13 protein-coding genes are annotated in these 14,627 nt (G+C 63.0%); 1 reads left to right on the forward strand and 12 read right to left on the reverse strand.

Annotated features, from left to right (window positions below; genetic code table 11):
* Positions 1-151: 151 nt before the first annotated feature.
* The 12 genes from HX793_RS27475 to HX793_RS27530 all read right to left on the reverse strand — a co-directional run bounded on the left by HX793_RS27475 (position 152) and on the right by HX793_RS27530 (position 13,881).
* On the reverse strand, positions 152-1,555 hold the full coding sequence (locus tag HX793_RS27475; protein ID WP_177095118.1) for an amidase: 1,404 nt from the start codon (positions 1,553-1,555) through the stop codon (positions 152-154).
* A complete protein-coding gene (locus HX793_RS27480; protein WP_016974862.1) occupies positions 1,552-2,820 on the reverse strand; it encodes a Zn-dependent hydrolase in 1,269 nt (422 codons plus the stop codon). The genes HX793_RS27475 and HX793_RS27480 overlap by 4 nt, the downstream gene beginning before the upstream one ends.
* A 13-nt stretch (positions 2,821-2,833) precedes the next feature.
* Positions 2,834-3,529, reverse strand: a complete 696-nt coding sequence (locus tag HX793_RS27485; RefSeq protein WP_177095119.1) for an ABC transporter ATP-binding protein — start codon at positions 3,527-3,529, stop codon at positions 2,834-2,836.
* A complete protein-coding gene (locus HX793_RS27490; protein WP_177060937.1) occupies positions 3,529-4,278 on the reverse strand; it encodes an ABC transporter ATP-binding protein in 750 nt (249 codons plus the stop codon). Before HX793_RS27490 ends, HX793_RS27485 begins: the two co-directional genes overlap by 1 nt.
* Positions 4,275-5,285: a branched-chain amino acid ABC transporter permease gene (locus HX793_RS27495; RefSeq protein ID WP_177060936.1), complete on the reverse strand. Its 1,011-nt coding sequence runs from the start codon at positions 5,283-5,285 to the stop codon at positions 4,275-4,277. Before HX793_RS27495 ends, HX793_RS27490 begins: the two co-directional genes overlap by 4 nt.
* Before the next feature lies 1 nt (position 5,286).
* Positions 5,287-6,147: a branched-chain amino acid ABC transporter permease gene (locus tag HX793_RS27500; protein ID WP_016974865.1), complete on the reverse strand. Its 861-nt coding sequence runs from the start codon at positions 6,145-6,147 to the stop codon at positions 5,287-5,289.
* A gap of 58 nt (positions 6,148-6,205) precedes the next feature.
* Positions 6,206-7,408: an ABC transporter substrate-binding protein gene (locus HX793_RS27505; RefSeq protein ID WP_177095121.1), complete on the reverse strand. Its 1,203-nt coding sequence runs from the start codon at positions 7,406-7,408 to the stop codon at positions 6,206-6,208.
* A gap of 212 nt (positions 7,409-7,620) precedes the next feature.
* Positions 7,621-8,388, reverse strand: coding sequence for a FadR/GntR family transcriptional regulator (locus tag HX793_RS27510; protein WP_015884774.1), 768 nt, complete (start codon positions 8,386-8,388; stop codon positions 7,621-7,623).
* Positions 8,389-8,495: 107 nt separating this feature from the next.
* Positions 8,496-9,239, reverse strand: coding sequence for an alpha/beta hydrolase family protein (locus HX793_RS27515; protein ID WP_016974868.1), 744 nt, complete (start codon positions 9,237-9,239; stop codon positions 8,496-8,498).
* Positions 9,240-9,343: 104 nt separating this feature from the next.
* Positions 9,344-10,747: an efflux transporter outer membrane subunit gene (locus tag HX793_RS27520; protein ID WP_177052017.1), complete on the reverse strand. Its 1,404-nt coding sequence runs from the start codon at positions 10,745-10,747 to the stop codon at positions 9,344-9,346.
* A complete protein-coding gene (locus HX793_RS27525) occupies positions 10,740-12,710 on the reverse strand; it encodes a MacB family efflux pump subunit (protein WP_177052019.1) in 1,971 nt (656 codons plus the stop codon). Before HX793_RS27525 ends, HX793_RS27520 begins: the two co-directional genes overlap by 8 nt.
* Before the next feature lies 1 nt (position 12,711).
* Entirely contained in the window at positions 12,712-13,881 is a 1,170-nt protein-coding gene (locus HX793_RS27530) for an efflux RND transporter periplasmic adaptor subunit (protein WP_177052020.1), read from the reverse strand.
* 256 nt (positions 13,882-14,137) lie between these two features.
* On the opposite strand from HX793_RS27530, the gene HX793_RS27535 reads away from it, so the two are divergent.
* Entirely contained in the window at positions 14,138-14,620 is a 483-nt protein-coding gene (locus HX793_RS27535; RefSeq protein WP_016974871.1) for a sigma-70 family RNA polymerase sigma factor, read from the forward strand.
* Positions 14,621-14,627: the final 7 nt, after the last annotated feature.

Below are 14,627 nucleotides of genomic sequence, written 5' to 3' on the forward strand. Positions count from 1 at the left end.
GCCTAAGATCAAGATCAAAAGCGACTCGCTTCGCATCGTGGATACGCGGTCTTGTAGGAGCCGGCTTGCCGGCGATTGCGGTGTGTCGGTGACGGGTGAGGTGTCTGACACGGCGCCATCGCCGGCAAGCCGGCTCCTACAGGTGAGCATTTCAGGTTGGGGTTTGTGGGGCTTGGAGATGCTTGCTCGGGAAGGCCTTCGCGTAGGCGTGGCACACCCGCAACACCTGCTCGTCGGCAAATCGCGCGCCTACTACATGCAAGCCTACGGGTAAGCCATTTGCCGCCAACCCGCACGGCACCGATGCCGCCGGTTGCTGCGTCAGGTTGAAGGGGTAGGTGAATGGCGTCCATTGTGTCCACTCCTGTAAACCGGAGCCGAGTGGTACGTCGTGCCCGGCCTCGAATGCCGTGATCGGCATCATCGGCGACACCAGCACATCGTAATGCTCATGGAACGCCGCCATGCGTGCTACCAGGGCTGCGCGTGCCTCAAGGGCCGCGCTGAAGTCGTCCAGGCTCAAACGCTCGCCGCGTTGGGCGATGCGCAGCAGGCCGGGGTCGAGCAGTTGTTTTTGTGTCTCGCTCATGGCGCCGGTCAGGCGTGCCGCGCCGGCTGCCCACAAGGTGCTGAAGACGTCCAGTGGGTCACTGAAACCGGGGTCGATCTGCTCGACATGGGCGCCCAGTTGTTCCAGGCCTCGCACCGCCTCCGCGACCACCTTGGCCACTTGCGGGTCGACCTTCACGTAACCGAAGTTCGGACTGTAGGCCACGCGCAACCCTTTCAAATCCGTACCCGGCGTCAGCCATGGTGTGGTGCGTGGAGCACCGGTCAAGCCATCCCGTGCGTCCGGCTGGGCGATGGTTTGCAGCATCAAGACGCTGTCTTCCACCGTACGGGTCATTGGCCCCAGGTGCGACAGGATGGTCATGGAACTGGCCGGCCATTGCGGCACATAACCGAAGGTCGGCTTGATCCCGAAAGTGCCGGTAAAGGCACAAGGGATCCGGATCGAACCGCCCGCATCGCTGCCCTGGTGCAGCACGCCCAGGTTCAACGCCGCCGCCGCGCCCGCGCCGCCGGACGAACCGCCTGCCGTGGTGCGGGTGTCCCAAGGGTTGCGGGTAACGCCGTACAGCGGATTGTCGGTGACGCCTTTCCAGCCAAATTCCGGGGTAGTGGTCTTGCCCAGCAGTACCGCGCCGGCCTTGCGCATGAAGGCCGGGAAGGGCGCGTCGACGTCCCATGGCCCGTCGGCGGACGAGGTGCGCGAGCCCTTGCGGGTGGGCATGCCGATTGTCAGCGTCAGGTCCTTGATCGAAGAGGGTACGCCGTCCAACGGGCCGCAGGGCTGGCCGTTGAGCCAGCGTTGTTCCGAGGCGCGCGCGGCGTTCAGCGCGCCTTGCGGGTCCACGTGGCAATAGGCATTCACCACCGGATTGAAGCGTTCGATACGCAGCAGGGCATCCTCGGTGACTTCCACCGGCGACAAGGTCTTGTCGCGAAAATGCTGCAGCAGTTGCACCGCCGTCAGTTGGCCGATCTCACTCATGCGATTTCCCCCTGCGCCGCATTGACCATGGCGCGCAGCAATACCGCGCAGCCCGCTGCCAGGTCATCCGGCGCGGCGTTTTCGATTTCGTTATGGCTGATGCCGCCTTCGCAGGGCACAAAGATCATCCCGGCCGGGCCCAGTTCAGCGACGAAAATCGCGTCGTGGCCGGCACCGCTGACGATGTCCATATGGCTCAAGCCCAAGGCTTCGGCGCCTTCCCGTACTGCGTTGACACAGGCTGGGGCGAAGTCCAGCGGTGGGAAGTCGGCGGTTGGCGTCAGTTCATACGTCAACCCGTGCCTGGCGGCGGTGGCCTCGATCACGCTGCGCACTTCATCAACCATGGCTTGCAGCTTGTCCGCATGCAGATGACGCAGGTCGAGGGTCATGTGCACCTGGCCGGGAATCACGTTGCGCGAACCGGGGTGCAGGCTCAGGCAGCCGACGGTGCCGCAGGCGTGGGGTTGCTGTTGGTGGGCGATGCGGTTAACCGCGCTGACCACCTCGGCAGCGCCGACCAGGGCGTCTTTGCGCAGATGCATCGGCGTCGGGCCGGCATGGGCTTCGACGCCGGTGAAGGTCAGGTCGAACCACTTCTGGCCCAGGCAACCCATGACCACGCCAATGGTAGTGGCCTGGTCTTCCAGTACCGGGCCTTGTTCGATATGAGCTTCGAAGTAGGCACCGACCGGGTGGCCGAGCACGGCGCGGGAGCCGGCGTATCCAATGCGCTGCAATTCGGCTCCCACTGACAGGCCCTGGTCATCGACTTTGTCGAGGGTGTCCTGCAAATCGAACTTACCGGCAAACACCCCGGAGCCCATCATGCACGGCGGAAAACGCGAGCCTTCTTCGTTGGTCCACACCACCACTTCGATCGGCGCTTGGGTTTCAATCTTCAAATCATTCAGGGTGCGGATGACCTCCAGTCCCGCCATTACCCCGTAGCACCCGTCGAACTTGCCGCCGGTGGGTTGGGTGTCGATATGGCTGCCGGTCATCACTGGAGGCAGGGCCGGATTGCGCCCGGCGCGGCGCGCAAAGATATTGCCGATAGCGTCGACACTGACGCTGCACCCGGCGGCCTCGCACCATTGCACAAACAGGTCGCGGGCCTGGCGGTCCAGGTCGGTCAGCGCCAGGCGGCAAACGCCACCTTTGGCAGTGGCACCGAGCTGGGCCAGGTCCATCAAGGATTGCCACAGGCGGTCGCGGTTGATCAGCGGGGCGTTGCTCTTGAGCGGTTGCGCAAAACTATTCATCAGCAGTCTCCGGTCAGGCACTCAGGGCCAAATAACGGTTTTTGATGGTCGGGTCGGCGCGGAAGGCTTCGGCGCTGCCCTCGTAGACCACACGGCCCTGTTCAAGCACGTAATGACGGTCGGCGAGCTTGTCGCAGACCATCAGGTTTTGTTCCACCAGCAGCACCGGCAGGCCATCGTCCTTGACCTTGCGCAGGATCTTCACCAACTCGTCGACGATGACCGGGGCCAGGCCTTCGGTGGGTTCATCGAGGATCAGTAGCTTGGGATCGTTGAGCAGGGCGCGGGCGATGGCGAGCATCTGTTGCTCGCCACCGGACAACGCGTGGCCAGCGTTTTTACGGCGTTCCTTGAGGCGCGGGAACATGCCGTACACATCCTCCAACTGCCAGCGGCTGGTCTTGCGTGCGGCGATGCGCAAGTTTTCTTCGACGGTGAGCAGGCGGAAAATCCCACGGTTCTCCGGCACCAGCGCCAGGCCCTGGCGGGCAATTTCGAAGATCTTCTGGCCCACCAGCGCCTGGCCGTTGAAGTGGATCTGGCCCTGGCGCGGGCAGATGATGCCGAGAATGCTGCGCAGCGTGGTGGTCTTGCCGGCGCCATTGCGCCCCAGCAGCGTCACCAATTCGCCAGGGTTGACGGTCAGCGACACGCCTTCCAGCACGTGGCTCTTGTGGTAGTAGGAATGGATATTCTCAACGATCAGCATCAGGCAGCCTCCCCAAGGTAAGCGGTGCGCACGCGTTCATCGGCGCGCACGAATTCCGGCGTGCCTTCCACCAGGATCTGCCCGTGGCTCATCACCGTGATGCGTTGGCTGATGGACATGACGATGCTCATGTTGTGTTCGATCAGCAGGACCGTGTGGTCGCGGCCGAGGTCGCTGATCAACTGGGTCATGATCGGGATGTCATCGATGCCCATGCCCGAGGTGGGCTCATCGAGCATCAACAGTTTCGGTTTGGAGCAGATCGACATGCCCACCTCCAGCACCCGCTGCTGGCCGTGGGACAACTCGCCGGCCAGGGTGTCGGCACGGGCGGTGAGTTGCAGGCGTTCCAGCACCTGGTCGGCCATCTCCAGGTGTTCGCGCTTGCTGTCGACGCGGCGCCAGAAGTTCAAGGCGCGTGCGCCGTCGCGGCCCTGGGCGGCCAGGCGCAGGTTTTCGCGCACGCTGAGGTTCTGGAACAGGCTGGTGAGCTGGAACGAGCGCGCCATGCCCAGGCCAACGCGGCCGTGGGCGGGCTTGCGCATCAGGTTCTTGCCGTCGAAATGAATCGCCCCGGCGGTGGCCTGGCGCTCGCCGGTGAGGCAGTGGAACAGGCTGGTCTTGCCCGCGCCGTTAGGGCCGATGATGGTGTGGATGGTGCCGGCCTCGACCTTGAGGTTCACCCCGTTCACCGCATGGAACGCGCCGTAGGCCAGTACCAGGTCTCTGGTTTCCAAAAGGATGCTCATAGCCCTTCCTCCTTGGTGACAACGGCCGTGTTGCGATGGCCACGTACCTTTTCGAACAGCGACGCCAGGCCGCCCCACAAACCGCCGCGCATGAAGATCACCACCAGGATCAGGATCACCCCCAGCAGCATCAGCCAGCGCGGCCACAGGTCGGAGAGGAAATCCCCGAGCAGCACGATGGAACCGGCACCGAGCAATGAGCCGAACAACGAGCCGGTGCCGCCGACGATGGTCATGATCAGGATGTTCTCGGACATCGCCAGGTCGATATTCGACAGCGGCACAAAATGCAGCAGCATGGCGTACAGCGCGCCAGCAATCCCGGTGACGGCGCCGGACAGCACAAACACCAGGATCTTGAAGTGGCGTGTGTCGTAGCCGATGGCCGAGGCGCGGGTTTCGTTTTCGCGGATCGCCATCAAGGTGCTGCCGAACGGCGACGCGATCACCCGGCGGGCGCCGATGAAGATCAGCAGGAACAGCACTGCGACAAAACCGTAGAAGGCACGGGCGTCGGCCAGTGACAGCAGCACGGTGTCACCCATGCGGATCTCCGGGCGCGGCACGCTGAGCAGGCCGTTGTCGCCGCCGGTCCAGTCGCTGAGGGTGTAGGCGACAAAGTAGGCCATCTGGCTGAACGCCAGGGTCAGCATCACGAAGTAGATGCCGGTGCGCCGGATCGCCAGGGCGCCCACCAGCAACGCCAGGAAACCACCGGCCACGGCGGCGCCGAGCAACGCCGTGAACAGGCCCAGTTGCAGGTGGATCATCAGCAACGCCGCGCAATACGCGCCGGCCCCGAAGAAGATGCCTTGGCCGAAGGAGAGCAGGCCGGTGTAGCCCAGCAGCAGGTTGCAGGCCAGGGCAGCCATCGCAAAGATCAGGATCTCGGTGGCCAGGGTCGCCGAGGGCAGTATCAAGGGCAGGCCGATCAGCACCGCCAACACCCACAGCAACATTGCGCGCGATTGCGTCTTGGCAAACGGCAGGGGGTTTTTCTCGCTCATGTCAGGCTCTCCCAAACAGGCCGTAGGGACGGACCAGAATCACCACGGCCATGGCGCCGTAGATCATCAGGCTCGCGCCCTGGGGCCAGAGTGTGGTCATCAGGCTTTGCACCACGCCCACCAGCAAACCGCCGACCAGCGCACCGCTGAACGAGCCCATGCCACCGATCACCACCACCACGAAGGCCACGCCGAGAATCTCGGGGCCGACAAAGGGTTGGGCGCCGCGCAACGGGGCGAACAGCACGCCCGCGACGCCAGCCAGGGCTACGCCGAGGGCGAAGGTCATGGAGAACAGGCGGAAAATGTTGGTGCCCAGCAACGACACGGTTTCGGTGCTTTCACTGCCGGCCCGCACCAGGGCGCCGAAGCGCGTGCGTTCCAGCAGCAGCCACAGGCCGAGGCCCACAAGCCCGGAAAACACGATGAGAAACAGGCGGTAGTAGGGGTAGACGAAGTCGCCTACCACCAGCACGCCGCGCAGCAGTTCCGGCACGGCGACGCTTTTGCCCACCGGGCCCCAGATCATCACGCTGGCCTCCTGGATGATCAGCGCGATCCCCAGGGTCACCAGGATCTGGAACATGTGTGGCAAGTGATAGATCCGCTGGATCAACAACCGCTCGATGGCCCAGGCCAATGCGGCCACCACCAGCGGCGCAATCAGCAGCGCCAGCCAGAAGTTGCCGGTGAGGCTCACGGCGGTGTAGCAGATGTAGGCACCCAGCAGGAAAAACGCGCCGTGGGCGAAGTTGACGAAGTTGAGCAGGCCGAAAATGATCGTCAGCCCGACCGCGATCAGGAAATAGATCATTCCCAATCCGAGGCCGTTGAGGATCTGGAACAGGTAAAGATTAAGCATGCAGGAACCCTCTGCAGGAGGCCGCTTGCACGGCCCTGCGCTACCAAATTCAGGGGGATCAGCCGAGCGTGCAGCCCGTGGCTTCCACCGGCGGGAACGACTGGCCGGCGCTGAGCACCTTGGCCAGGTCATCCTTGTCGGCCATGTCGGCGGTGGCCTTGCCGATCAACAGGTAGTAATCCTTGATCACCTGGTGGTCGCCGGCGCGGATCGATTCCTTGCCGGTGGGCCCTTCGTAGCTCAGGCCCTGCAGGGCCTTGGCCACGGTCGGCCCGTCGAAGCTGCCGGTAGAAATAATGGCTTCGAGCATGACCTTGGTGCTGATGTAGTCGGCGGCCAGCGGGTAGGTAGGGTTGATGCCGTATTTGGCCTGGGTGAGCTTGACCAGTTCACGGTTGAGCGGGGTGTCGACCTGGTGCCAGTACTGCGCGCCGAGGTACACGCCTTCCAGCACATCACTGCCCAGTTCCTGGAACTGGTCGAGGCCGGCGGACCACACCAGCAGCACTTTCATGCGTTCCTTGATCCCGAAGTTCACCGCCTGGCGCAGGGTGTTGGACGACTGGCTGCCGAAGTTGAGCAGCACCAGCACATCGGGCTTGGCGGCGATGGCGTTGGTCAGGTAACCGGAAAATTCCTGTTCCTGCAACGAGTGGTAGCTGTTGCCGATGTGTTCCAGGCCGTTTTCCTTGAGCACATTCTTCGCGCCTTCGAGCAGCGCTTCGCCGAACACGTATTGCGGGGTGATGGTGTACCAGCGCTTGGCGTCCGGCAGCAGCTTGATCAGCGGCACCATGGTTTCGCGGATCGCACCGTAGGTTGGCACCGACCAGCGGAAGGTTGCCTTGTTGCAGTCCTTGCCGGTGACTTCATCGGCGCCCACCGGGGTCATGAACACACCGCCGACCTTGTCCACCTCCTTGGCCACCGCCAGTGCCGACGACGACAGGGTGCAGCCCTGGAAGAACCGCGCGCCGTCCTGCTGGATGGCTTCCTGCACCTTGCGCACCGCTTTGCCGGCGTTGCCTTCGGTGTCGATCACCTTGTAGTTCAGCGGGCGGCCGAGCAGCTCGGGGTGCTGTTCCACCGCCAGGCGCGAACCCATGTCGGCAAACTTGCCATAGCTGGCAAAGGCGCCAGACATGGACTTGAGGCCGTAAAAGGTAAAGGGCTCGGCGGCGAATGCAGACCGGACGCTCAGCGGGAGGCTGAGGGCGGCGGCTGCGGTAAGACTGGCTTTCAACAACGTACGACGCTGCATGGGGTGACTCCCTGGTTTAGTTATTGGCAGGAGTGGCAATGGCGATACGGTGGAGCAAGGGCCTGTGGGCAGGCCTTTTTATTGAGGTGAAACGCGGGCAGAAACTGTGGGAGCGGGCTTGCTCGCGAATGCGGTGCATCAGCCACCGGATGCTTTGCTGACCCACCGCCTTCGCGAGCAAGCCCGCTCCCACATTGGGTCTGTGGTGTTTTTTAAGAGTGATCGAACTCCAGTAGAAAATGCGGGCTGACTTGGCCTTCAAGGGCGGTCATGTGGTGTTCGGCATCGCACATGTGTTCATGCATCAAGCTGCGCACCGCGCTTTCATCCCCGGCACGAAAGGCGATCAGCAACTGCTTGTGATAGTCCAGGTTGGCGGCGTCGAATTGCTTGCGCTTGGGCTTGTAGGCTTTTTTCAGCACCACCAGGTCGCGCAGCAGATCGTTGAGGAACTGCGCCATGAAACTCAGCAACGGGTTGGGACAGGCCTTGGCCAGCAGGTTGTGGAATTCCAGTTCCGCCAGACGCTGTTCACGCTGGCCTGCTTCGCTGTCTTCGGGCGCGCTGCAAAAATCCACGTTGTCTTGCAGGGCCTGGTAGTCGTCTTCGCTCAAGCGCCCAAGCACCGACACCGCCAGTTCCACTTCGATGACTTTACGCAATTGGTACACCTGTTCGCCGTCCAGGTGCTGGAAGTGCAGGTAGTTGCGCAACGCGCGGCTGGCCGGTTCGGTGCCGGCCTGGTTCAGGTAGGCGCCGCCGCTGGGCCCGGTGCGAGTGCTCACCAGGCCTTCCACTTCCAGCGCCTTGAGCGCTTCGCGGGCCGAGCCTTTGGAGCACTGGAAGCTTTCCATCAGCTCGCGTTCGGTGGGCAGGCGGTCACCGGGCTTCAAGGCGTCGGTGACGATGGAGCGCTTGACCGACTCGACAATCACATCGGACAGCTTCTGGCGTTTGCGTCGTAACGGGCGGCTTAGCATAGGTTCGATTTATCGTATTAATGCGGATAAATAGCACTTAATAACGATCGGGCTACAGCGTCAACGGCGAGTGTCGTTTTCGATGGCAACAGGTCGCAATCGGGTGGCTACTCACCGTTGCCCGAATCCAGGCAACGCGTTGACCTCGGTGGCTGCTTGCCGAACACCAGAAAATCCCCCACCCAGCGATTGATGCAACTGTTGGTGTCTTGTTTGGCCGTATCCTTCAGGCGCAGTTGTTCAACGTGGGTCGCTGGCAATTCGAGCTGCTGCGCATTGACCAGCACCATGCGCGCCACCCGTTCGGGGAACAGGGCGGCGTAACGGCTGCCCAGGCGGGCGGCATCGGCATTGCCCAGGTAGAGCAGTCGGGCGTCGCCCAGTTGGGTGCGGACAAACTCCAGGTCCTGAGCGGACTGTTCGATTCCATTGTCGTTGCCGAGATCGCGAGGGCTGAGTTCGATGACGTCGTAGCGGTTGACCAGTGTGCGATATGCCGGGTTGGAGTAGGAACCCCAGAGGCTGCTCAGCTGAATGACAAAGGTGCCGCCTCTATCGCGTTTAGGCGCGTCGCCGGGCAAGGCAAACACCACGCCTTCGCGGTTCAACGGGTCACGGGCGCCGACGCGGGTCAGGTGGAGGCGCAGGTTGCCTTGCCGGGGCGCAGCATAATTGCGCGGTACGCTCACGACCCCGCATTGGGTGCGCCCCAGCACTTCGGGGTCCAGGCGATCAAGCGTAGGGAAGGGGCAATCCAGCAACCAGTCAATGGCGGTGGGGGGAATCAGTTCTTGGGCAGCGCTTGCCGTCACCCAGAGGCAGGCGCACGTCAGGTATTTTGCGACAGTCATCAAGAGGTCCTGGGCAACCGTGTGAGTACGGTTTTTTTACCAAGGACCTTTGCTCGAAGAATGTAGGGCGAGAAGACAGTTGGTGTACGAAAGCGGAGTTTTGTTTATCGGATCTGCATCTGCCAGCCGCCACCCAGGGCTTTGTACAAGGCGATACTGGCCTGCAGGCGCGACAGTCGCAGTTGCACGTTCTGGTCTTGCGCCGCGTACAGCGTGCGCTGGGTTTCCAGTACCGTGAGCAGGTCTTCGGCGCCTGCATGGTAGCGGCTTTCAGCGATCTGGAAGGCGGTCTGGGCCTGTTGCAGTTCTTCGCTTTGCCATTCGCGCTGCTGGTCGAGACGGGTGATGCTGCTGAGGGATTTTTCCACGTCGGCAAAGCCGTTGATGATCGCACCGCGATAGGTTTGCAGCAGTTCATCCTGGCGCGCGCGGGCCTTATCGCGTTCAGCACTTAAACGGCCGTTGTTGAAGATCGGCGCCACCAGCCCAGCGGTCAGCGTGTAGTAAGGGCTGCGCAGGATATCCACGGCCTTGTAGGCGTCGGACCCCAGGGTTGCGCCAAGGGTGATGGCGGGCAGCATGGCCGCGCGGGCCACCGTGACGTCGGCTTGCGCCGCCGCCAGTTGCGCCTCGGCCTTGGCGATATCGGGACGGCGGCTGAGCAGTTGGCTTGGCATGCCAGCGCCGATGGCAGGCCAGGTCAAGGCTTGAAACGGTTCGCTGCCAAGGTCCAGGGCTTGGACGGGTTGGCCGAGGAGGGCAGCCAGCGTGATCCGCGACTCTTCGGCCAGTTGCTGAATCAACGGCAGTTGGCGTTGCTGGCTGGCCACCAGGCTTTTTTGTTGGGCCAGTTCCAGGGCGGTGGCGGAGCCGGCGTCATAGCGGGTCTGCACCAGGTCGAGCACGTTACGCGCATTGGCCAGGTTCAGTTCTGCAATCTGCTGGCGCTGCTGCGCGGCAAGGGTCTGTGCGTAGCGGTCGGCCACGCTGCTGAGCAAGGTCAGCTCTACGGTGGCCTGGTCAAACTCGCTGGCGTGCAGCGTCTGCAGGGCGCTGTCGCGGGCGGCGGCGCGGCCGCCCCAGAAATCCACTTCGTAGCTGGCGGTGAGGTTGGCGCCAAAGTTGTCGACGGCGTCATTACTTTGTGATGCGTCAAGGTCTGGTCCACCCGGCCCCCGTAACAATTTCTGACGGCTGGTGGTGAGGTTGAGCTTCACTTCCGGCAACAGCGGCGCACCCGCGATCACTGCGCTGGCTTGGGCCTGACGCACGCGTGCGGTGGCGGCGGCGACGTCGAAACTGTCACGCCGTGCCTGGTCCACCAGGCGGTTGAGTTGCGGGCTGCCAAACTGTGTCCACCATTGCTGGTTGGTGGCTTGGGCAGCGTCGCGTTCGGCAAATTGCCAGGCGGCAGGCGCTGCAATTCCGCTGTCGAGCGCTGGTGGGTTGCCGGAGCAGGCGCTGAGTAACACGCACAAGGCGGGCAGGTAGAGGGACGGTTTATTCACTGGTCAACGCCTTAACCGGATCGAGCCGGGCAGCTTTACGGGCCGGCATGAAGCCGAATACGACACCGGTGACGAGTGCGCAACCAAAGGCGCCAAACACCGCCAAAAGGGAGAATTGCACCGCCACCTTGGCCAGTACCAGCACGCCACCGACCAACAGCGCCAGGGCGATGCCGCACAATCCGCCGACCACCGAGAGCATCACCGCTTCCGTGAGGAACTGACGCAGGATGTCGCGCTGGCGTGCGCCGGTGGCCATGCGGATGCCGATTTCACGGGTACGCTCGCGTACGGTCATCAGCATGATGTTCATCACGCCGATCCCGCCCACCAGCAGGGAAATGGCCGCAATCGAACCGAGCATCAATGACAGCGTGTTCTGTGTACGGGCCTCGGCCTGGATCATCGCCGCGTTGTTGGTCAGCTCATAGTCACGCTTGCCGTTGTGCAGCTTTTTCATCAACTGGTCGATGGCCACTTCGGCTTCGTGGACCTTGCGCGCATCCGCCGCCGCGATCACCACATACTCGGGGTTGTAGCTGCCGAACAGGCGCACGCTGGCGGCCGTGTAAGGGATGGCAACGCGGTCGTCACTGTCCTTGTTGCCGGAGGCGGCGCCTTTTTCCGCCAGCACACCGATCACTTGGAACGGCACGTTTTCAATCAGGATGTACTGGCCGAGTGGGTTGACCTCGCCCTTGAACAGCTTCTCGCGCACGCGATGACCGATCACCGCCACGGTGGCGGCGGCACGCTCATCGGCGGCTGTGAAATAACTGCCCTCGACCACCGGCCAATTGAAAATCTCCGGGAAATTGGTGTCATTGCCGCCCACGTAGGCCATGTAGTCCACGTTGCCGTAACGCACCCCGACTTCGCTGCCGTTGACCGGCATGATGTGCTTCACCTGGGGCAGGGCCGCCAGCGCGTGGACGTCATTGAGGGTGACGATGCCCAGCGGTGTACGTGGGTTCGGCGACGAGCCACTGAGGTAAATGATGTTGGAGCCGAACGCGCCCATCTGCGCCATGACCTGGCGCTTGCTGCCTTCGCCCACCGCCAGCATCACCACCACCGACGCCACGCCGATGATGATCCCCAGCAGGGTCAGCGCGGTGCGGAAACGGTTGATCCACATCACCCGCCAGGCGGCTTGCACCGCGTCCACCAGTTCGGCTTTCCACGCGCCATTGTGTTCGGCACCGTCGGCCAGGCGTTGGCGCAGGTCCACGGCTTGCAGGGCTCCGTTCGCTAGTGCTGGTGCAACGTCGTTGCCGTCGGCCGAATCGCTGATGATCAAACCATCGCGAATCTCGATGATGCGATTGGCCCGCGCCGCCACTTCGCGGTCGTGGGTGATCAGGATCACCACGTGGCCCTGGCTGGCGAGTTCATCAAGCAGGGTCATGACCTCGGCGCCGCTGTGGCTGTCGAGGGCGCCGGTGGGTTCGTCGGCGAGGATGATATGCCCGCCGTTCATCAACGCACGGGCAATGGACACCCGCTGTTGCTGGCCGCCGGAAAGCTGGTGCGGACGATTGCCGGTGCGCTCGGCCAGGCCCAACCGCGTGAGCAGGGCGTTGGCGCGGGCATGGCGTTCGGCGGCGCTGATACCGGCGTAGATCGCCGGCATCTCGACGTTTTCCTGGGCCGAGCCCGACGGGATCAGGTGGTAGCCCTGGAACACGAAGCCAAAGGCTTCGCGGCGCAGCCAGGCGAGTTCGTCGCTGTCCAGATGGGCGACGTTTTCTCCGGCGAACAGGTAGTCGCCGGTGCTTGGACGGTCGAGACAGCCGAGGATATTCATCAACGTGGACTTGCCGGAACCCGAGGCCCCGACGATGGCGACGAACTCCCCGGCATGGATCGACAGGTCGATGCCGCGCAACACGTCGACCTGCGGGCTGTCGCCGCCGCCGTAGGACTTGCGGATGTGCTTGAGTTCGATCAGGGGCGTGGTCAACTCAACCCCCGTTGCCGTCGGCCGGGCCGATCAGCAGGTGATCGCCTTCGCTCAAACCGTCGAGCACCTGGACGCGCAGGCGGTCGCTGATGCCCACCTGCACCTGGCGCTGCTCGATTCGGCCATTCTTGCCCACGACCTGGGCGATCTGCTGGTTGGCATTCGCTGTACCCGATAACGCGGCGACCGGCGCGGTGAGGGCGTCCTTGACCTGGCTGGCGACGAAGAATACCTGGGTGGTCATTTCGGCCATCAACGCGTTGTCGCTGTTGTCCACGTCCAACAGCACGGTGTACAGCACCACGCGGCCGCTGCCGCTTTTGCTGGTGCTGTTGGGGCTGCCGCTGCCCTGGGTTTCATTCAATGGCTTGGGCGGGATCGGCAGGATTTGGCGCACGGTGCTGGTCCAGCGCCGGTTGCCGCCGCTCAACGTGGTGAAATACGCGGTCATGCCCGGTTTGACGTGGCCGATATCGGCTTCCGAGACTTCAGCCCACACCGTCATCGGCGATAACTTGGCGATGCGCAGGATCAATGGCGTCTGCTGCTGGGCGTTGAGGGTCTGGCCGACCCGCGCGTCCACCGCGACCACGGTGCCGGTCATCGGCGCGTAGATGCGCGTGTAGCCCAATTCAGCTTCGTCACTGCGCAGGCTGGCCTGGGCTTGCTGGATTTGCGCCTGGAACATGTCAACCCGTGCCTGGGTGGCGCTCAGCTCGGCCTTGGCGGTTTGCACGTCTTCTTCACGGGTGGCGTTGCCGGCGGCCAGGCGTTGCTGGCGCTGGTACTTCTGGCGAGCCAGTTCGTGCTGGGCCTTTTGTTCCTGCAACTGGGCCTTGAGGTTTTCGATGGCGTAGCGGCTGGCGTCCAGCTTGGCTTTTTGCGTCGACGGGTCGATCTCCACCAGCAACTGACCTTCCTGGACCTGGTCGCCGGCCTCGACGTGGATCTTGCGGATTTGTCCGGAGGCCTGGGCGCCTACGTCCACATAACGGCGCGGCTGCAGGGTGCCGAGGGCGGTCACGCTGTTTTCGATACTGCCGCGGGTAACGGTGACCGTGGTGAGGGTGTCACGCCCCGGCGGCAGCACTTGCCAGGCCGCGATGGCGAAAATGGGGATCAGGCACGCGATAACAAGCAAGGCGCGTCGGGCAGGTCGAGGGCGTTTCATGCTTTGGTTCCAGCCAGGAAAGTTCGGACCGCAGTTGCGGGGAGCTGACAAGTAAACGAGAGAATTGCGCGGGGATTTAGGCGGTTACATAAGCAGTTACAGCTCCCTTGAAGAAAAAATATCATCCGTTGATGCAAGTCTGCTTTAAAAGTAGATGAGAATTACTATAAATTGCAGGCACTCAAACTGCCATCATCTGAAGGCTGTCTTTATTTGCACCCAGGGACCTAATGCCGCCACCCGGCGGTCGGGAGTCATGTTGGAAAACTACTATCGCGAGCTGGTGTGTTTCCTCAACGCCAAGCTGGGCAACCGTCAGGTGGCCGAGGATGTGGTGCATGACGCTTATGTCCGGGTGCTGGAGCGTTCCAGCGACACGCCCATCGAACAACCCCGTGCCTTTTTATACCGTACCGCGCTCAACCTGGTGATCGACGGCCATCGGCGCAATGCCTTGCGCCAAGTCGAACCCCTGGACGTGCTGGATGCCGAAGAACGCTTTGCCAGCAGTTCGCCGCACACCAACCACGACCACGGCCAACGCCTGGAACTGCTCGAACGCGCCCTGGCCGAGCTGCCGGCGGCCTGTCGCGACAGCTTCCTGTTGCGCAAGCTCGAAGGCCTGACCCATCTGCAGATCGCTGAACGCCTGTGTATTTCCCGCGCCTTGGTGGAGAAACACATCGTCAACGCCATGAAGCACTGCCGGGTGCGGATGCGCGAGTGGGAAGCGCACTGATCAATGA

The organism is Pseudomonas reactans, from assembly GCF_013387025.1.
GTDB lineage: Bacteria > Pseudomonadota > Gammaproteobacteria > Pseudomonadales > Pseudomonadaceae > Aquipseudomonas > Aquipseudomonas reactans.

Excerpts from the sequence above, each read along its gene's own strand:
- HX793_RS27475 (WP_177095118.1), bottom strand. The coding sequence starts at position 1,555 with ATGAGTGAGATCGGCCAACTGACGGCGGTGCAACTGCTGCAGCATTTT.
- HX793_RS27480 (WP_016974862.1), bottom strand. The coding sequence starts at position 2,820 with ATGAATAGTTTTGCGCAACCGCTCAAGAGCAACGCCCCGCTGATCAAC.
- HX793_RS27485 (WP_177095119.1), bottom strand. The coding sequence starts at position 3,529 with ATGCTGATCGTTGAGAATATCCATTCCTACTACCACAAGAGCCACGTG.
- HX793_RS27490 (WP_177060937.1), bottom strand. The coding sequence starts at position 4,278 with ATGAGCATCCTTTTGGAAACCAGAGACCTGGTACTGGCCTACGGCGCG.
- HX793_RS27495 (WP_177060936.1), bottom strand. The coding sequence starts at position 5,285 with ATGAGCGAGAAAAACCCCCTGCCGTTTGCCAAGACGCAATCGCGCGCA.
- HX793_RS27500 (WP_016974865.1), bottom strand. The coding sequence starts at position 6,147 with ATGCTTAATCTTTACCTGTTCCAGATCCTCAACGGCCTCGGATTGGGA.
- HX793_RS27505 (WP_177095121.1), bottom strand. The coding sequence starts at position 7,408 with ATGCAGCGTCGTACGTTGTTGAAAGCCAGTCTTACCGCAGCCGCCGCC.
- HX793_RS27510 (WP_015884774.1), bottom strand. The coding sequence starts at position 8,388 with ATGCTAAGCCGCCCGTTACGACGCAAACGCCAGAAGCTGTCCGATGTG.
- HX793_RS27515 (WP_016974868.1), bottom strand. The coding sequence starts at position 9,239 with ATGACTGTCGCAAAATACCTGACGTGCGCCTGCCTCTGGGTGACGGCA.
- HX793_RS27530 (WP_177052020.1), bottom strand. The coding sequence starts at position 13,881 with ATGAAACGCCCTCGACCTGCCCGACGCGCCTTGCTTGTTATCGCGTGC.
- HX793_RS27535 (WP_016974871.1), top strand. The coding sequence starts at position 14,138 with ATGTTGGAAAACTACTATCGCGAGCTGGTGTGTTTCCTCAACGCCAAG.